Source organism: Rhizobium changzhiense (assembly GCF_013087625.1).
Taxonomy (GTDB): Bacteria; Pseudomonadota; Alphaproteobacteria; order Rhizobiales; family Rhizobiaceae; genus Rhizobium; species Rhizobium sophorae.
The window spans coordinates 1,513,601-1,529,857 of record NZ_JABFCQ010000001.1 but is presented as its reverse complement, the minus strand read 5'-3'; the positions used below and the strand labels follow the sequence as shown (position 1 = coordinate 1,529,857).

The 16,257-nt window shown below is 62.3% G+C and carries 18 protein-coding genes; 6 read left to right on the top strand and 12 right to left on the bottom strand.

What is annotated here, in order from left to right:
• Window positions 1–78: 78 nt before the first annotated feature.
• Window positions 79–1,041: a cysteine synthase A gene (gene cysK / locus G9X68_RS07635; protein WP_003544751.1), complete on the bottom strand. Its 963-nt coding sequence runs from the start codon at window positions 1,039–1,041 to the stop codon at window positions 79–81.
• A 143-nt stretch (window positions 1,042–1,184) separates the two neighbouring features.
• Window positions 1,185–1,802 (bottom strand): LysE family translocator, encoded by a 618-nt coding sequence (locus G9X68_RS07630; protein ID WP_171601873.1) that lies wholly within the window; start codon window positions 1,800–1,802, stop codon window positions 1,185–1,187.
• A 232-nt stretch (window positions 1,803–2,034) separates the two neighbouring features.
• Here G9X68_RS07630 and G9X68_RS07625 point away from each other — a divergent pair, with 232 nt between their 5' ends.
• Window positions 2,035–2,553 (top strand): Dps family protein, encoded by a 519-nt coding sequence (locus G9X68_RS07625; RefSeq protein ID WP_168314646.1) that lies wholly within the window; start codon window positions 2,035–2,037, stop codon window positions 2,551–2,553.
• A 61-nt stretch (window positions 2,554–2,614) separates the two neighbouring features.
• Here the strand turns inward: G9X68_RS07625 and G9X68_RS07620 are convergent, their stop codons facing one another.
• The gene (locus tag G9X68_RS07620; RefSeq protein ID WP_168314645.1) at window positions 2,615–3,517 is read right to left on the bottom strand and encodes a DMT family transporter; all 903 of its coding nucleotides are present in this window, start codon (window positions 3,515–3,517) and stop codon (window positions 2,615–2,617) included.
• A 112-nt stretch (window positions 3,518–3,629) separates the two neighbouring features.
• Here G9X68_RS07620 and G9X68_RS07615 point away from each other — a divergent pair, with 112 nt between their 5' ends.
• Window positions 3,630–4,094, top strand: coding sequence for an Lrp/AsnC family transcriptional regulator (locus G9X68_RS07615; RefSeq protein ID WP_171601872.1), 465 nt, complete (start codon window positions 3,630–3,632; stop codon window positions 4,092–4,094).
• Between the two features lie 82 nt (window positions 4,095–4,176).
• Here the strand turns inward: G9X68_RS07615 and G9X68_RS07610 are convergent, their stop codons facing one another.
• Genes G9X68_RS07610 through dut form a run of 3 tightly spaced genes read right to left on the bottom strand, consistent with a single transcriptional unit; the run spans window position 4,177 to window position 6,365 of the window.
• A complete protein-coding gene (locus G9X68_RS07610; protein WP_168314643.1) occupies window positions 4,177–4,947 on the bottom strand; it encodes a hypothetical protein in 771 nt (256 codons plus the stop codon).
• Between the two features lie 48 nt (window positions 4,948–4,995).
• Complete coding sequence (locus G9X68_RS07605) at window positions 4,996–5,895, bottom strand: GNAT family N-acetyltransferase (RefSeq protein ID WP_171601871.1); 900 nt, start codon at window positions 5,893–5,895, stop codon at window positions 4,996–4,998.
• Window positions 5,895–6,365: a dUTP diphosphatase gene (dut, locus tag G9X68_RS07600; protein ID WP_171601870.1), complete on the bottom strand. Its 471-nt coding sequence runs from the start codon at window positions 6,363–6,365 to the stop codon at window positions 5,895–5,897. The genes G9X68_RS07605 and dut overlap by 1 nt, the downstream gene beginning before the upstream one ends.
• A gap of 91 nt (window positions 6,366–6,456) precedes the next feature.
• On the opposite strand from dut, the gene G9X68_RS07595 reads away from it, so the two are divergent.
• Entirely contained in the window at window positions 6,457–8,040 is a 1,584-nt protein-coding gene (locus tag G9X68_RS07595) for a peptide chain release factor 3 (RefSeq protein WP_168304508.1), read from the top strand.
• 30 nt (window positions 8,041–8,070) lie between these two features.
• Here G9X68_RS07595 and G9X68_RS07590 read toward each other — a convergent pair whose 3' ends face one another.
• Window positions 8,071–8,961 carry a LysR substrate-binding domain-containing protein gene (locus tag G9X68_RS07590; RefSeq protein WP_171601869.1) on the bottom strand — a complete coding sequence of 297 codons (891 nt, stop codon included), beginning with the start codon at window positions 8,959–8,961 and terminating at the stop codon, window positions 8,071–8,073.
• 114 nt (window positions 8,962–9,075) lie between these two features.
• Here G9X68_RS07590 and G9X68_RS07585 point away from each other — a divergent pair, with 114 nt between their 5' ends.
• A complete protein-coding gene (locus tag G9X68_RS07585; RefSeq protein ID WP_171601868.1) occupies window positions 9,076–9,783 on the top strand; it encodes a glutathione S-transferase family protein in 708 nt (235 codons plus the stop codon).
• A gap of 45 nt (window positions 9,784–9,828) precedes the next feature.
• On the opposite strand, the gene G9X68_RS07580 is transcribed toward G9X68_RS07585, so the two are convergent.
• Window positions 9,829–10,215 carry a RidA family protein gene (locus tag G9X68_RS07580; RefSeq protein WP_171601867.1) on the bottom strand — a complete coding sequence of 129 codons (387 nt, stop codon included), beginning with the start codon at window positions 10,213–10,215 and terminating at the stop codon, window positions 9,829–9,831.
• Between the two features lie 26 nt (window positions 10,216–10,241).
• On the opposite strand from G9X68_RS07580, the gene G9X68_RS07575 reads away from it, so the two are divergent.
• Window positions 10,242–10,823, top strand: a complete 582-nt coding sequence (locus G9X68_RS07575) for an Lrp/AsnC family transcriptional regulator (RefSeq protein ID WP_171601866.1) — start codon at window positions 10,242–10,244, stop codon at window positions 10,821–10,823.
• A gap of 26 nt (window positions 10,824–10,849) precedes the next feature.
• Here G9X68_RS07575 and G9X68_RS07570 read toward each other — a convergent pair whose 3' ends face one another.
• The 4 genes from G9X68_RS07570 to G9X68_RS07555 form a co-directional block, all read right to left on the bottom strand.
• Window positions 10,850–11,251, bottom strand: coding sequence for a GFA family protein (locus G9X68_RS07570; RefSeq protein ID WP_171601865.1), 402 nt, complete (start codon window positions 11,249–11,251; stop codon window positions 10,850–10,852).
• Window positions 11,252–11,318: 67 nt separating this feature from the next.
• Window positions 11,319–12,851, bottom strand: coding sequence for a S10 family peptidase (locus G9X68_RS07565; protein WP_171601864.1), 1,533 nt, complete (start codon window positions 12,849–12,851; stop codon window positions 11,319–11,321).
• A 101-nt stretch (window positions 12,852–12,952) separates the two neighbouring features.
• Window positions 12,953–14,245 carry a CynX/NimT family MFS transporter gene (locus G9X68_RS07560; protein WP_171601863.1) on the bottom strand — a complete coding sequence of 431 codons (1,293 nt, stop codon included), beginning with the start codon at window positions 14,243–14,245 and terminating at the stop codon, window positions 12,953–12,955.
• Window positions 14,242–14,919 carry a FadR/GntR family transcriptional regulator gene (locus tag G9X68_RS07555; protein WP_171601862.1) on the bottom strand — a complete coding sequence of 226 codons (678 nt, stop codon included), beginning with the start codon at window positions 14,917–14,919 and terminating at the stop codon, window positions 14,242–14,244. Before G9X68_RS07555 ends, G9X68_RS07560 begins: the two co-directional genes overlap by 4 nt.
• Window positions 14,920–15,434: 515 nt before the next feature.
• Here G9X68_RS07555 and G9X68_RS07550 point away from each other — a divergent pair.
• Entirely contained in the window at window positions 15,435–16,247 is an 813-nt protein-coding gene (locus G9X68_RS07550) for a class II glutamine amidotransferase (protein WP_171601861.1), read from the top strand.
• Window positions 16,248–16,257 lie beyond the last annotated feature (10 nt).

Genomic DNA, 16,257 nt, shown 5'->3' with positions numbered 1-16,257 from the left:
CAGCAGCTCACAGAGCGCCGAAGCAGGCCCGATATCCTGCGAAGACGAGTGACCGGCAAAGCCCGGCCAAATACAGCCTCAACTCCCCAGCCCTTCAAACAGCGCCGTCGAGAGATAGCGTTCGGCGAAGGAGGGGATGATGATGACGATGTTCTTGCCGGCATTCTCGGGACGGATGCCGACCTTGATCGCGGCCGTCAGTGCCGCACCCGAGGAGATGCCGACCGGCACGCCTTCGAGCCGGGCGACCAGGCGCGCCTGTTCGAAGGCCTCGTCGTTGGTCACGGTGACGACTTCGTCATAGATGCCGGTATCGAGGATCTTCGGCGCGAAGCCGGCGCCGATGCCCTGGATTTTGTGCGGGCCGGGATTGCCGCCGGAGAGGATCGGCGAATCGGCCGGCTCGACGGCGATGATCTTGATCTCGGGCTTGCGGCTCTTCAGCACCTGTCCGACGCCGGTGATCGTGCCGCCGGTGCCGATGCCGGAGACGACGATATCGACCGTGCCGTCGGTATCGTTCCAGATTTCCTCGGCCGTCGTCTTGCGGTGGATCTCCGGATTATCTGGGTTTTCGAACTGCTGCGGGATGACGGCATCCGGAAGGGAGGACGCCAGTTCTTCGGCCTTGGCGATGGCGCCCTTCATGCCCTTTGGTCCCTCGGTCAGCACCAGCTCGGCGCCAAGCAGCGCCAGCATCTTGCGGCGCTCGACCGACATCGTCTCCGGCATGGTGAGGATCAGCCGATAACCCTTGGCGGCGGCGGCAAAGGCGAGCGCGATACCGGTATTGCCGGAGGTCGGCTCGATCAGCACCGTCTTGCCGGGGGTGATCTTGCCTTGCGCTTCAAGGCCTTCGATCATCGCGACGCCGATACGGTCTTTCACGGAGGCGATCGGGTTGAAGAATTCGAGCTTGCCGATCAGGTTCGCCACGACCCCTTTTTCCCGCGCCAGCTTGTCGAAGCGCACGAGCGGCGTGTCGCCGATGGTCTCGGTGATCGAGGAATAGATGCGGCCGCGGCCGGGCTTGTGCGACATGGGTGCCTCCCTTTGAAATCCTGCTCCTGAAATCGAGGGGAGAATAGGGTCAAAGGCCCGTCTAGGCCAGAGCGCGTTCGACCTGGAGAGGCGATCAGGAGAGAAAAAAACCTTTGAAAACCGTTTCTTGCCGAATGTTTATTTCAGGCCGCCCGCGTGGCGATGAAGGCGGCCGTGCCGGCGAGGATGCCGGCGGCAACCCGGTTCAGCGCCTGCAAGGCGCGAGGCTGCTTCAGCATCGTGCGAGCCCGCGAGGCAAGCAGCATATAGGGCACGAGCACGACGATCAGCACCACGAAGGTGGTGGTGAGCAGGAGCGCATAGTCTCGCAAGCCGATATTGCCGATATCGATCAGCGTCGGCACCAGGGCGACATAGAAGAGCATCGTCTTCGGATTGCCGAGCGTCACCAGCAGGCCGGAGAGGAAGGACATACCAATATTGGTGGATTTGCGCGCCGCGATATCCTGCGGCAGCAATCCCGCCGTCCAGAGTTTCCAGGCGATGTAACCGAGATAGAGGACGCCGGCGATCTTGATGGCGATGAACACCTCGGTGAAGGTTTGCGCCACGAAGGCAAGGCCAAGAATGACCGCTGTCAGATAGGTCATGTCGCCGAGCACCAGGCCGAGACCCATGAAGAAGGTCTCGCGGAAATTCGAGCCGAGCGCGCGTGCGACGATCGCGGTGATCCCCGGTCCCGGAATGGCCGCGGCGATGAACAGCGCTCCGGCATAGGTGATCAGGACGGTGAGGCTCATCTTCTTAACCCTCAGGGCTTCCACCGCCCATCTATAGGCAAGCGCCGCTTCCTCATCAATGCTTTGGCGCTGATCGGTCCATAACCATAAGGAATAGGTTTGCTAGACCATAATCCACTTGGAAAGCGACCCGGCCTTGCTATTTCTCTCTCTGCAAATGTGCGATCAGCGCGGCCCGCCGCGTTTTCCCGGCCGGTGGCGCTAGAGATTTTCATCACCAAGGAGAGATTAAATGTCCCATACGCCAGCCGAAACCCGCAGGCTTTCGCCACTCAAGACGCCATCCAGCCTGTCGACCAACGCCACTACCGATATTTCGGCGGCGCTGACCGCACTGCTCGCCGATGTCTTTACGCTTTATGTGAAGACCAAGAATTTCCATTGGCACATGTCCGGCCCGCATTTTCGCGACTATCATCTGCTGCTCGACGAACAGGCGGAACAGATCTTCGCCATGACCGACGACCTTGCCGAGCGTGCCCGCAAGATCGGCGGCACGACGCTGCGCTCCATCGGCCAGATCGCTCGCCAGCAGCGCATTTCGGACAACGACGCGGATTTCGTCACGCCCGAGGACATGTTGTCGGAACTGCGCGAGGATAACGTTCAGCTCGTTTCGCTGCTGCGCGAGGTGCATGGACTTTGCGACGAGCATAATGATGTCGCGACCGCCAGCCTGATCGAGAACTGGATCGACGAGGGCGAGCGCCGCACCTGGTTCCTGTTCGAAACGACGCGCGGGCAGAAATAATATCGGCATCTCCCGGGCGTGCTTGCCATGCCCGGGAGTGCCTGCCATGCCCGCCCGGTTCTCAACTCTCGAGCGCCCGCGGCCGCAGCCACCGCGGCGTCCAGCCGAGATTCATGCCGGCGGCGGCAAGGAGAATGATCGCCGCGCCTGCGATCTGCATCGGCTGCAGCGCGTGGCCGAAGGCCAGCCGGTCGACGAGGATCGCGGCGATCGGATAGATGAAGGACAGGGCGCCGGTGAGATGCGTCGGCAGCCTCTGGATTGCGCCGTAGAGCAGAACATACATCAGCCCGGTATGGACGACGCCGACGGTCACGAGGATCGCCCAGGCGCCGACATCCCCCGGCGGATGGGAAAAGTCCGTCATCGGCGCCAGCATCAGCATGCCGGTTGCGACCTGGATGAGCGCGATCAGATGCGGCGGCGTGCCTTTCAGCCATTTCGCGGCAAGGGCTGCGAGCGCGTAGAAGAACGCCGCACCGAGCGCCATCAGAATGCCGAGGCCGTAGCCGTCGAATGCAGCGCCGCCCGCACCGGGTTTTGCCTGGACAATCGCCACCATGCCGGCGAAGGCGAGCGCCAGCCAGAACAGCTTGGTCGCGGTGATCTTCTCGCCGAGAAAGAGTGCGCCGAGCACGAGCAGCATGAAAGGCTGGGTGTTGTAGACGGTCGTCGCGATCGAGATCGTCGCATGCGAGTAGGAGGCAAACAGCAGTAGCCAGTTCAAGACGATGGCGACGCCGCCGAAAGTGGCGATGCCGAAGGCGCGCAGCGTGATGATGCCGGGCCGCAGCAGCCCGAGAGCGCCGCAGATGACAAGCAAGGCGAGCGCGCCGAACAGGCAGCGCCAGAAGACCACGCCGATGACCGGCTGGCCGGACATGACGACGAACCAGCCGATCGTCCCCGAGATCAGCATCGCTGCCGTCATTTCCGCCGTGCCTCGTCTGATGTCGCTGCCCATGATTGCCTCCGTCTTCGATGGCATAAGAATATTGCGGCGAGAGGCGATTTTATATAAAGATAAAAAGGAAAGTGACAGGCTTGGCCTAATCATAATAGGAAAATAGATCGCCATGGCTAATGATGTGCAATCGCTCGACGAAATCGATCAGGCCATTCTGGAAGCGCTGGCCGGCAATGCGCGGATCTCGCTGAAGGAGCTGGCGCAGCAGGTCGGCCTCTCTTCGCCGAGTGCCGCCGAGCGTCTGCGCCGGCTGGAGGAGCGCGGCGTCATCAAGGCCTTTACTATCGATCTCGATCCCGCCGCCGTCGGTTATACCCTGCAGGCGATCGTGCGCGTGCGTCCGCTGCCGGGACAGCTGCACATCGTCGAGCGGATCATCCAGGAAATTCCGGAAATCATCGAATGCGACAAGGTGACGGGCGAGGATTGCTTCATTGCCCGCCTGGTCATCCGCTCCATGGCCGACCTCGACGGCATCCTCGACCGGGTCGCCGAAAGAGCGGAGACCAACACCGCGATGATCAAAGCCTCGCCCGTCAAGCGCCGCCTGCCGCCGCTTTCGCGGAAAAGGTAGAAACTGACTCGACCTCCAAGGAATCCGCGATGATGCCATATCACAAGGAAATTCGAGGTGGCGTCGACCAATACCGCGATCCTCAGTTCTCTTCCTTGAGAACGCCTCTCAGACATTTCTCAAGTTGGTCTTTTTTATCAACGACATCCCGACACTCACGAACGGCATATGCTGCCGCCATTTCAGCGTTGATCCTGAAGCCGGGAATCCTTCCGGGACTGAAAGTCGCGGCAGCTCGGCCAAAAGCATCGGTAAGTCCGATTGATTGTAGTAGAACCCCATAAACGCAGCCTACCGGATTGATGTCGCGGTCGACGATAACATTGATAACTGGGTTTCCTATTTGGCTCTCGTGATAGCATGTCGAGGTGTCTGGCTTGCCTCGAAGCGTGTCTATGTCGTGAACTGCTATTTGGCCCAACTTTGCCAATTTAAGCGCATCACGATCGATGAACACGTCGAGAGTCTGGGTGTTTGGCGGCTGGTTCTGATCGCCGAAAGGCGCATACGGCGCTGCAGGCGAGTAATCTATGGATCGGCTAGCATCGAAATTGATACTGATTTCCGCGTAAGCCCCGATCGCAGAAAACACGCGCAAAAGCTCGATCTGCAAAGATTGAATATCGCGCTTCTCCATGCCCTTCACGTTGAGGACGATGTTCATTTCGATTGTTTTGTCGATATCGAGAATGGGCGCTGTCGATTTGGAAACCGCAAACGCAACTATTTCTTCCAAAGACAGAGATGAGCGAATCGACTGAAGCTTTGTTGAATCGATCGCAAGCGTCGGTGTCGCGATCAGCGCTGTAGCTAGTCCCGCAATCAAGCGCCATGGCGCTTTCCTAAATGACATAAGCGCCTCCAACAAACACCGCTCCCGCCGTTCATCCACCGAACTGCTCTAGAATTCCGCCATCGGTGACAACATCGCCGGAAAATCCGGGGTGGCATCGCCGAGCCCGCGCAGCATCAGCCTCGTGCCTCTTTCCAACGGTTGCGGAACACCCTCCCAGCCGAGCTTGTCGGGACGGAAAAGCACCTCGGCGGAGGCGGGCGCGATCCTAAGCCCGCTAAGGATCGCTGCAAGCGACGGCATATCAGCCGCCACGACATCGAGAAGGCTGAAGCGGCCCGTCTCATCGATCTTCCAGGCGATGACCGCCTGTTTGTCTTCCAGGAAGCTAATGCGGATGTCGGGATCGAGCTGGGTGTTGATCAGAAACATCGCCGCATTGACCGTGACCGCCAGCGAGGTCGAAACCGGGCTTCGTCTTTTCAGCAGCGCTTGCAGCAGGGCAAGATCATCCGCGTTTGTCGGCAAAAGCGGCCGGGCGGGTGCGGCTGGTGCCGAAGGGGCGGGCGCCGCTCCCTCATATCGGTGCAGCGGTATCGCGTGGAAACCGTAGGCTTCGTAGAGCGACGGCTTGTCGGTATAGAGGATGACGGCTTCAAAACCCTGCTGATCGCACCAGTCGAGCGCTTTTACCGTCACGTCACGGTAGAGCCCGCGGCCGCGCCATGGCGGCCGCACCGCGCCGGATTGCAGCCCGGCGGCATGGACGATCCTGCCATTAAGGACGAAGGGCAGCGCAAAGGCTGAGATATTGGCCGCAACTTCGCCTTCGGAATCAAACCAGCCGAAGGGCATGCTGGTGGGGTCGGGTCCGCCAAGCTGTTGCAGCGGCCCGATATCGATGCCGAAAATATCGTTGAGCAGGCAGACCAGCGCCGCCCAGCCGGCAGGGTCACCGAAATAGTCCTGCCGGAAGGTCAGGCCTGCGCTGTCGGGGTGCCGCGTCATCAGACGCCGGTGGAGCCGAAGCCGCCTGCGCCGCGTGCCGTTTCGCTGGCCGCGGTGATCTCTGCCACCCGCGCCTGGGTCACCGGCGCGATCACCATCTGGGCGATACGCATGCCGCGCTCGATGATGAAGGGCTCCTCGCCGAGATTGACGAGCAGCACCTTCACCTCGCCGCGATAGTCGCTGTCGACGGTGCCCGGCGAATTCAGGCAGGTGATGCCGTTTTTGAAGGCCAGGCCGGAGCGCGGCCGCACCTGTCCCTCGAAACCTTCGGGGATCTCGAAGATGAAGCCGGTCGGCACCAGCGCCCGCTTGCCGGGCAGAAGCGTCAGCGGCGCTGCCTCGTCGACGGCAGCGCGCAGGTCCATGCCGGCCGCTCCCTTGCTTTCATAGGCGGGCAGGTCGAGGCCTTCGCCATTGGCTAAGCGGATGAGGTTCAGCATCGGGCGTGTATCGTGATGAATGGTCATGGCCCATTACTTTGCGCCGGAAGGCCCGAGGTCAATTGCATTGCCGGGCTTTAATCGCTAGATACGCGGCAATTCCACAGGATTTACAAGTATGGCCGAAAGTCTCGCCGAGGCGGTCTCCCGCCGCCGCACATTCGCTATTATCGCCCACCCGGACGCGGGTAAGACGACGCTCACCGAAAAGCTGCTGCTGTTCGGCGGCGCCATTCAGCTTGCCGGCGAAGTCAAGGCGAAGAAGGATCGCATGCAGACGCGCTCCGACTGGATGAAGATCGAGCGCGAACGCGGCATCTCCGTCGTCACCTCGGTGATGACCTTTGAATATAACGACAATGTCTTCAACATCCTCGACACGCCGGGTCACGAGGATTTCGCCGACGACACCTATCGCACGCTGACTGCCGTCGACGCCGCCGTCATGGTCATCGATGCCGCCAAGGGCATCGAGCCGCGGACGCTGAAGCTTTTCGAAGTCTGCCGCATGCGCGATATCCCGATCATCACCTTCATCAACAAGATGGACCGCGAAAGCCGCGATCCCTTCGAGATCCTCGACGAGGTCGAAGAGAAGCTGGCGCTGGATACGGCGCCAATCACCTGGCCGATCGGCCGCTCGAAGACCTTTTGCGGCTCCTACAATATCGCCGCCAACACGGTGCGCGGTTCGGATACCGAAATCGAGGGAACGCCGGTCAATGGCCCGCAAAGCGTGGCCGGCAGGCTGCCGGAAAACGAGCGCCAGGTCTTCATCGAGGAGACGGAGCTGGCGATCGAGGCCTGCCGTCCCTTCGACCGCCAAGCCTTCCTGGAAGGCCATATGACGCCGGTTTTCTTCGGCTCGGCGCTGCGCAATTACGGTGTTCGCGATCTCATCAACGCGCTCGGCGATTTTGCGCCGCCGCCGCGCGACCAGGTCGCCGATACCAGGACCGTGCACGCGACCGACGACAAAATGACGGCCTTCGTCTTCAAGATCCAGGCCAACATGGATCCCAACCACCGCGACCGCATCGCCTTTGCCCGCATCTGCTCCGGCAAGCTCGAGCGCGGCATGAAGGCAAGGCTTGCCCGCACCGGCAAGCAGCTCGGCCTGACGGCGCCGCAATTCTTCTTCGCCTCGCAGCGCCAGCTCGCCGACACCGCCTATGCCGGTGACGTCGTCGGCATTCCGAACCACGGGACGCTCCGGATCGGCGATACGCTGACCGAAGGTGAATCGCTGGTCTTCCAGGGCGTGCCGAACTTCTCGCCGGAGATCCTGCGCCGCGTGCGTCTGGAAGATGCGATGAAGGCGAAGAAGCTGAAGGAAGCCCTGCAGCAGATGGCCGAGGAAGGCGTCGTCCAGCTGTTTTCGCCGGAAGACGGCTCGCCGGCGATCGTCGGCGTCGTCGGCGCCCTGCAGCTCGACGTGTTGAAGGAGCGGCTGATGGCCGAATACGGCCTGCCGGTCTCCTTCGAAATGTCGCGTTTCTCGGTCTGCCGTTGGATCTCGGCTGATCAGCCGGCCGATCTCGAAAAATTCCTCACCGTCAAACGCGGCGATATCGCCCGCGATCTGGATGGCGACCCGGTCTTCCTCGCCCAGGACGGTTTCTCGCTGCGTTACGAGTCCGAGCGTCATCCGGCAATCAAGATGGTCGCCATCAAGGAATATCACGCCGCCAAGGCGGCGTGATCGCTAAACTCCAGGAAGTACGAAGCGGTTCTACCCAGCGAGCCGTTCCGCCAGGAAGTCGACGACGGCGCGCACCGCCGGCAGCTGCCCGCGCCGGTGCGGCATCAGGATCGTCGTTTCGATGCTGCCGGCCGTCCATTCCGGCAGCACCCGCACCAGCCGCCCGTCTGCCAGCGCCTTGCGGCAGACGGATGTCGGCAGGCAGGTAATGCCAAGCCCCGACATGGCCATTTCCATCAAGACATAGGGCTCATCCGCCGCCATGACGGAATGCAGCGTGACGAGAACCTCGTCGCCGCCCGAATAAAGCCGCCACTGATCCTCCGTCAGGCTGGTCATGATCGTTGCATGCTCTGCCAGCTCCTCCGGCCGGCGCGGTTGCCCATGGGCACTCACATAATCCGGCGAGGCGAGGATGAAGAAAGGGTGGCTGGCGAGCTTCCGCTGCACCAGCGCCGAATCCGGCAGCGGCGTCCGGTGGCTGCGCAGCGCGATATCGAAACCCTCCTGGACGATATCGACGAAACGGTCCGTCACGTGCACGGAGAGCCGGAGCTTCGGATAGCGCACAGCCAGCGCCGGCAGATGCTCAGTCAAGGTAAACTGCGCCGTCGGCACCGAGGCGGTCAGGCGAACGCTGCCGGCGGGTTCGGCCAGATGCCGCCGCACGATGCCCTCGGCCATCTCCGCCTCGATGATCGAGGCCTGGGCATGCTGAAAGAATTCCCGGCCGAGCTCGGTCAGTGCGAAGCTTCGCGACGTGCGCTGGATCAGCCGGACGCCGAGCCGTGTCTCCAGCTCCGCAACCCGCTTGCTGACCGTCGATTTCGGAATGCCGAGATGTCTGGCCGCGGCGGTAAAGCTGCCGCTGTCGACGGCCTGCACGAAAAGATGGAGATCGTTGAGGTTGAAAAGCGCCATCGCCAGCTTCCAGATATGTGGACATTGCGATGCATTTATAGCCTCTACCGCAAGATCGTCCACATCTTCACATTCATCGCGTCCAAACGGGTTCAATTCTGAAAGGAACGATTGATGTCACCCATATTGTTTTACGGCGTTCCGGAGGGCTGCTCTTTCGGCTCGATCGTCGCGTTGGAATGGTCCGGCCTGCCTTATCGGCTCTGCCGCGTCGAGATGCCGGAAATAGTCTCCAGCGAAGACTACAAGCGGATCAACATGGTCGGAGAAACGCCGTCGCTGCTGCTCGAAGATGGCAGGGCAATCAGCGAAAGCATGGCGATCTTGCACCATATCGGCGCCCGCACGATCGGTAGCGGTCTGGGTTTTGCGCAGGGCTCGGCGGATTTCGACCGGCTGAACCAGATGCTCGCCTTTCTCAACACCACCTTCTTCCAGGCCTTCGGCCCGCTCTGGTATGCGATCGAGCATCCGCTGGAGCCGCAGCAGAAGCAGGCCCTCACCGCCTATGGCATCGCCGCGGTCGAAAAGGCGCATCATACGCTGGAGCGGCTGCTCGACGACCGCGAATGGCTTCTTGGCAACGGCCCGAGCCTGGCGGATGCCTATTTCGTCGGCATCGCCCGCTGGAACGATTTCCACAAGGTCGTCGACCGCCGGCAGTTTCCCGGCCTGCATCGCCTCTATGAGTGCATGCAGCAGCAGCCCGCCGTGCGTTTTGCCCATGCGATCGAGCATCGGCAGGAGGCGAAAAGCAGCGGCGGTTTCCGCGGTGAGGTCGATTTGGCCGAAGCGCTCGGCCTGTCGAAACAGGCGGCCTGATCGCCGCGGCCGTCGCGCCCCTGCGGCGCGGCGGCCGATCTGCCGTCAGCCGGCGGCGATGATCTCGATCTCGACCAGCCAGTCGTCGCGCAGCGTTTCGACGATGATCGCCGTGGTCGGCACGGCGCGGCCGGCAAGCGCCTGAAGACGGGCGTTCTGGTTCGCCTCCATAAAGGCGCCGTCGCTGAGATAGCTCGTCAGCCGCACGATATTGTCCACCGTCATATCAGCGGAAGTGAGGATGGCGCGCAGATTGGACCAGATGAGCTCCAATTGCCCTTCCAGATCGGCCGCCGCCATTCCCTGTTGATGGAGACCCATGGTGCCGCTGACGAACAGCAGCCGGGATGGATGCCTGACCTCCAGCGCATGGATGTAATCAGGGCTCGCTGCATAGATCCCGTTTGCCGGATTGTGCGCGATCATCTCCATGAGTTCTTTCTCCTCCGAATATCCTATTGAAGAAAGCCAGTATCGGCGATTATCCTTCGGCAGAAAGTGGAGTTTGCGGAATGGCGAAAAATACAGACGATCTTCGGCAGGGACGCAGGCAGCAGGCTGTCATCGATGCATTCGACCGAAAAATATTAGCCGCGCTCGCTGCCGACAGCAGCCAGAGCTATGCCAGGCTTGGCGAGGCGGTCGGCCTGTCGGCGCCGGCCGTGCATGAGCGGGTGCGCCGCCTGAAACAATCCGGCGCCATCAAGGGCGTGCATGCCGCGCTGGATAGCGCAGCCCTTGGCAAACCGCTGCTTGCCTTCGTGCATGTGGAGGCGGCCGGCTGGGGCAAGAGCGAGCGGCTGATGCAGGTCCTGCAGTTTCCCGAGGTCGAGGAGATGCATTCGGTCGCCGGCGACGCCAGCGTTCTCTTCAAGGTCCGCACCGCCAGCCCGCAGGCCTTGGAAGCTTTTCTCGCCCAGATCCACGCCGTTCCCGGTGTCACCGGCACCCGCAGCTATATCGCCCTATCCACCTATCTAGAGCGTCCGGTACAGGCCGGCGTCACCGATAGCTGGCCGGACATGCCTATGCCGGAATAAAGGCGGGATATTAAGCCGAGGCCAGCCTAATCCTCGCCCTCGAAGCGCGGAAGCGTTTCGATGTTCTCCACCCCGGGCAGGGCTGAGCGGCACCATATCTGTTTCTTCGGCGTCAGCTCCTGCCGCTGGTCGATGCTGCCGACGCGGATGCCGATCGCGCTGCCGTCGCCGTCCGTGCGGTAGAGCGGCGATCCGCAATTCGGGCAGAAGAATTGGCGGCTGAGACCACCGCTGTCGCCATATTTTGCGTAGCCTCTTGGCTCGCCTGACGTGAGCGTGAAACTTCCCGGCCGCGCCGGCGCCGTGATGCGATAGGCCGAGCCCGTCAACCGTTGGCAATCGGTGCAATGGCAGATCGAGACCCGCTCCGGGTCGATCTCCGCCTGATAGCGTATCGCGCCGCAGTGGCATCCTCCGGTAATATGCATCGGCAAGTCCCCAAAGCATGTCGCGCAAAACTGCAGAGCGGTTTAGCGACAAAGACATCGCCACGCTTTAGTCCGCCGGCTGAGCGGCCAAATGTGTGGCGTAGAACGCCTTTGCATCCGCCGTGAAGGCGGCCCGCTGATCAGCTCTTGTATAGAACATATGGCCGCCGCGATAAAGCTTCAGTCCGACACGGCCGCCGGCGAGCGAGGGCGGCAGATGGTCGACCACGTAGCGGCTGACGCCATAAGGCGTCACCAGATCGCTATAGCCATGTGCGATCAGCAGATGGAAGGCCGGGTTCGCGGCGAGCAACTGCCTTATGTCGTCGGTGGCGCTGGCCTGGAAGCGCGATCCGCCGCCGCGCCCGCCGCCCCATTCCCAGCGCCGGCTGATATCGCCGTCGAGCAGCGAATAGGTCATCTCGGTCCTGAAACCGAGTTCGTTGCGGGCATAGTCGGAGAAAGCCCCGCCATAGGCGCGGGTGAAACCGTCGAGGATGGCGTCGTCGCCGCGATCGTAATCCGATTCCGGATAGGGATCAGGCGCTGCAAAGGAGGCGTCGTAAGAGCTCATCACCTCGCCGCTGCCCTCATCTGAATGTTTGACGAAGGAACTGCCGAGGAAGCCGCGGTTGCGGGTGACGATATCCTCGGGAATGCCGGTCAATGCGGCGATCCTGCCATAGAAGGCGGCGGCCTCGGCACCCGTCGGCGGCGGCCCGGCGAGCGTCGTCAGATAGTCCCCCAGCGCGAAAGTCTCGGCTGCCTTCTGCTTCTCTTCGTCAAAGGCGTTATGCCGGTCGAGTTCGGCGGCGGCCAGCGACGGCAGCTCCAGCGCGGCGCCGAGCGGAAACTGGTCGGCATTGAACATCAGCTGGCCCTCGAGCAAGGGGGAAAGCATCACCGCACCGGCGACGATGATGCCCTGGCTTTCCTGAAGCGCCGAGGCGACCTTGGCGGCGCGGAAACCGCCATAACTTTCGCCGAGAAGATATTTCGGCGAGTTGGAACGGTTGTTGTGTGCGATATAGAGTGCAATCGCCTTGGCAATGCTCTGGGCGTCGGCACTAACGTTATAATAATTGGAGGCGTCGTCCGCCTTTGCCGTTCGGCTCCAGCCGGTGCCGATCGGATCGATCAACACCAGATCGGTAAAATCGAGCCAGCTTTGCGGGTTGTCGACGAGTTTCGCATTGGCGCCGTCGCGTCCATCCGGCCCGAAATCGAGCACCTTCGGCCCGACCAGCCCGAGATGCAGGAAGGCGGAAGCGGCACCCGGCCCGCCGTTGAAGGCAAAGGTCAGAGGCCGGTTCGCCCCGCTATCCCTTGCGACATAGGCGGTGTAGAAGATCGCGCCGGTCTGCGCTCCGTCCTGGCCGAAGAGATCCAGCGTGCCTGCGGTGGCGGTATAGGCGATCTTCCGGCCACTGATCGCCAGCGCGTGCTCTGTGATGGAATCGGCCGGCAGCAGCTTCAGCACGCCGTCGCGTGCGCCGCTCTGGACATTCGCCCTCGGTGGATCGCTTTCCTGCGCATGGGAAAGGGCAGGCGCCAGCGACGCCATAAATGCGGTGAGCAGAAACAGGGTTCGTAGGCGCAAGATGTCTCCTCCGGCGGTCGGGAATGAGAGGCTGAGATAGCGTAACATCCGCGGCCGACGACCGGCATCAAGAGATGGTGATGGACAGGTGAGCGAAGGGCTCAGCCGTCCTTTTCGACCGCATGGACATTGATCTCCACCGCCCGCCCGGCCTTCCAGCCATTGATTGCCGCGCCCAGTCCGAGTGCGACGAAGAGGGCGGCGCACCAGGAAAAACTTCCGGTCCAGCCGCGGATGAGGCCGACGATGAGCGGGCCGATGGCGGCGAGCAGATAGCCGACGCATTGCGCCATGCCGGAAAGATGGGCGGCGACATCGGGATCGCGCGAGCGCAGCACGATCGTCGTCATGGCTGCCGCGATCAGCCCGCCCTGGCCGATGCCCTGCAGCACCGCCCACAGCCAGACCGTCGAAAGCGGCGCGAAGAGCAGGCCGAGCAGGGCAATGACGGCGACGCCGCAGAGGCTGGCATTGATCAGCCGCTGGTCCCGGCCACGCACCGCGATATGCGGCACGATCAGGCAGGATGCCGCCTGCACCATCACCGACAGCGAAACGATTGCTCCGGCGGTGACGCCGTCGAGCCCGCGTTCGCGCAAGATCGGAACCAGCCAGCCGAAGACGCAATAGGCAAGGGCCGATTGCAGGCCCATGAACAGCGTCACCTGCCAGGCGAGCCGGTCGCGCCAGAGGCCTTCGACGCGAAAGCCGTTCCGTCTTGCCTGTCTGCCGCTGCGAAGAACCTCAGGCAGCCAGAGCAGGCTGACGATCAGGGCGGGCAGCGCCCAGACGGCGAGGGCGCCCTCTAGAGAGCCGCCCAGCCCATGCTCGATCGGCAGCGTCAGCCCGACGGCACTTGCTGCCCCGGCGCAGAGCGCCATCGTATAGAAGCCGGTCATCAGCGCGGCGCGCCCGGCGAAATCCCGCTTCACCAGCCCCGGCAGCAGCACGTTGCCGACGGCAATGCAGGCGCCGGCAAGGGCCGTGCCGATGAAGAGCAACGGCACGGAGGAAAGCCCGCGCAATGCGGTGCCGAGGGCTAGAAGCAGGAGAACGCCGAGCAGCGTGCGTTCAGTACCGAGGCGCTGGGCAAGACGAGGCGCAAGCGGCGAGAAGGCTCCAAGGCAGACGACCGGAAGCGTCGTCAGCAAGCTGGCGCCAAGGGCGCTCAGGCCGAGCTCCGAGCGGATTTCCGGCAGCAGCGCCGAGGCGCTTGAGAAGACCGGGCGCAGGTTGAAGGCGATCAGCACCAGGCTTGCGCCCAGCAGAAAACGATCCACAACTCCCCGCGTCGGCGTTGCCTGCGGCGGCGGAAGGCTGCCGGCCTCGGCGTCGATCAGCAGTTCGTCGGCCGCCTCAAGCGTGCTGACGGCATGGCTGGCAGGCGTGTTCATGACAGGATCATCCGGTCGAGTGCGGCAAGAACCGGTGCCATGAAGCGGCGCACCGCCGCATCCGCCCTGTCGGGATCGCCGGTTTCGATGGCGTCGACGATATCGGCATGCGCCCGCATATCCGGCTCGGGAATGTCCTTGCCCAGCGTCGCCGCGATGGTATCGGCGATCGAGGCCGAGAAGAAATCATAGATCTCGATCATCGCCCGATTGCCCGAAGCGGCGATGATGGCCTTGTGAAAGGCGAGGTCGCGTTCGATGAAGGCGGCCTGGTTGCCGCCATCGTAATTGCCGCGCTCGGCAAGCAGCCGGCGAAACCCGGCAACCGTCTCCGGCGTTTTGCGGATCGCGGTCAGTCGGGCGGCCTCGACGTCGAGCGCCAGGCGCGCTTCGAACTGGTCACGCAGGCTGGCGCGCCGCGCCATCGTCAGCGGCCGGCCGGCATCGCTGGTGGCGCGGACATAGGTGCCCGATCCCTGCCTTGTTTCGAGATAACCCTGGGAGACAAGAACGCGCACCGCCTCGCGCACCGTGCCCCGGCTGACGGAAAGCATGGCCGATAGCGAGGCTTCATTCGGCAATTTCTCGCCGACCGCCCAGCGTTTGCCGAGAATGTCGCCGCGGATCGCCTCGATCGCCTCATCGGCGAGATTGGTCTTGCTGAGCGCTCTCATCCCACTACTCATAAAGTCATCTGATGACTTTATGAGTAGTGGGATTTCGATCTTCCGTCAACGCCCGGCAATCAAGACATAAAGACAATAAAAAAGGGCCGCCTCAGCGACCCTTTCCATGAGTTTGGCCTCAAACTGGCCTGGACTGTCTATGCAGCCCCAGGAAGGCGGGGATTAGAGCGAGGGCTGCCTCGCCTTCGTCACCTCTTCCATGCCCGTTACGAGGTCCGAAATCTCATTAGACATTGGATCACCTTCCTTTCGTTCTGTTGCTGATGGCTTAAAGTTAGGCTGATTCTTTCGAGATGCAAGCAAAAATGCACGCATGCCCTGCTTTGGGAAACACGGGTGTTCACGAGAGAACACAGTGTTTTGCCGAATTTGAAGAGGCTATACGTCAAGAAACCGTCATGTTTGGCTTGCAAACCGGCCGCGCGTTAAGCTGTTGTTAGCTGCGTCGTTCGACAATTTCAGCATTCCCGCCGATGCGGCGGCGGGTTCCGGAGCAAAGAGCCATGTGTCGCTGGGCAGCCTATCGCGGAGACCCTCTCTATCTCGAGGAACTGGTATCCTCGCCCGCCCATTCGCTGATCGAGCAGTCTCATTGCGCCACCCGCGCCAAGACGGCGACGAATGGCGATGGTTTCGGCATCGCCTGGTATGGCGACAGGCCGGAGCCCGGCCGCTACCGCGATATCCTGCCGGCATGGTCGGATTGCAACCTGAAGAGCCTGGCGCGGCAGATCCGTTCGCCGCTCTTCCTTGCCCATGTCCGCGCTGCCACAGGCGGCGGCACGCGCCGCGACAACTGCCACCCCTTTACCCATGGCACCTGGTCCTTCATGCACAACGGCCAGATCGCCGGCTTCGAGCGCCTGCGCCGGCCGATGGAGGCGATGCTCGACGACGAGTTGTTCAATGCCCGCGGCGGCACGACCGATTCCGAGCTGATGTTCCTGCTGGCCCTGCAGTTCGGCCTGCGCGAGGCGCCGGTCGCCGCGATGGCGAAAATGATCGGTGTGATCGAGGACTTGGCCGAAAGCGTCATCGGCTCGATCCTGCTGCGCTTTACAGCCGCCTTCTCCGACGGCAGCACGCTCTATGCGATCCGTTACGCCACAGATCGCAAGGCGCCGACGCTCTATGCTTCTCCCGTCGGCGCGGGCTATTGCCTTGTGTCGGAACCATTGAACGACGATGGCGATGCCTGGGCCGAAATTCCGGATGGCAGCGCTGTCACTATCGGCAAAGATGGCATCGATGTCGCCGACTTCCGGCCGGAGAAGCGGAGTGCTGCCAAGCCGCAGCGCGTGGCCATTCCTGCCTGAACACTTGGCG

Excerpts from the sequence above, each read along its gene's own strand:
- cysK (WP_003544751.1), bottom strand. The coding sequence starts at position 1,041 with ATGTCGCACAAGCCCGGCCGCGGCCGCATCTATTCCTCGATCACCGAG.
- G9X68_RS07630 (WP_171601873.1), bottom strand. The coding sequence starts at position 1,802 with ATGAGCCTCACCGTCCTGATCACCTATGCCGGAGCGCTGTTCATCGCC.
- G9X68_RS07625 (WP_168314646.1), top strand. The coding sequence starts at position 2,035 with ATGTCCCATACGCCAGCCGAAACCCGCAGGCTTTCGCCACTCAAGACG.
- G9X68_RS07620 (WP_168314645.1), bottom strand. The coding sequence starts at position 3,517 with ATGGGCAGCGACATCAGACGAGGCACGGCGGAAATGACGGCAGCGATG.
- G9X68_RS07615 (WP_171601872.1), top strand. The coding sequence starts at position 3,630 with ATGGCTAATGATGTGCAATCGCTCGACGAAATCGATCAGGCCATTCTG.
- G9X68_RS07610 (WP_168314643.1), bottom strand. The coding sequence starts at position 4,947 with ATGTCATTTAGGAAAGCGCCATGGCGCTTGATTGCGGGACTAGCTACA.
- G9X68_RS07605 (WP_171601871.1), bottom strand. The coding sequence starts at position 5,895 with ATGACGCGGCACCCCGACAGCGCAGGCCTGACCTTCCGGCAGGACTAT.
- dut (WP_171601870.1), bottom strand. The coding sequence starts at position 6,365 with ATGACCATTCATCACGATACACGCCCGATGCTGAACCTCATCCGCTTA.
- G9X68_RS07595 (WP_168304508.1), top strand. The coding sequence starts at position 6,457 with ATGGCCGAAAGTCTCGCCGAGGCGGTCTCCCGCCGCCGCACATTCGCT.
- G9X68_RS07590 (WP_171601869.1), bottom strand. The coding sequence starts at position 8,961 with ATGGCGCTTTTCAACCTCAACGATCTCCATCTTTTCGTGCAGGCCGTC.
- G9X68_RS07585 (WP_171601868.1), top strand. The coding sequence starts at position 9,076 with ATGTCACCCATATTGTTTTACGGCGTTCCGGAGGGCTGCTCTTTCGGC.
- G9X68_RS07580 (WP_171601867.1), bottom strand. The coding sequence starts at position 10,215 with ATGGAGATGATCGCGCACAATCCGGCAAACGGGATCTATGCAGCGAGC.
- G9X68_RS07570 (WP_171601865.1), bottom strand. The coding sequence starts at position 11,251 with ATGCATATTACCGGAGGATGCCACTGCGGCGCGATACGCTATCAGGCG.
- G9X68_RS07560 (WP_171601863.1), bottom strand. The coding sequence starts at position 14,245 with ATGAACACGCCTGCCAGCCATGCCGTCAGCACGCTTGAGGCGGCCGAC.
- G9X68_RS07555 (WP_171601862.1), bottom strand. The coding sequence starts at position 14,919 with ATGAGAGCGCTCAGCAAGACCAATCTCGCCGATGAGGCGATCGAGGCG.
- G9X68_RS07550 (WP_171601861.1), top strand. The coding sequence starts at position 15,435 with ATGTGTCGCTGGGCAGCCTATCGCGGAGACCCTCTCTATCTCGAGGAA.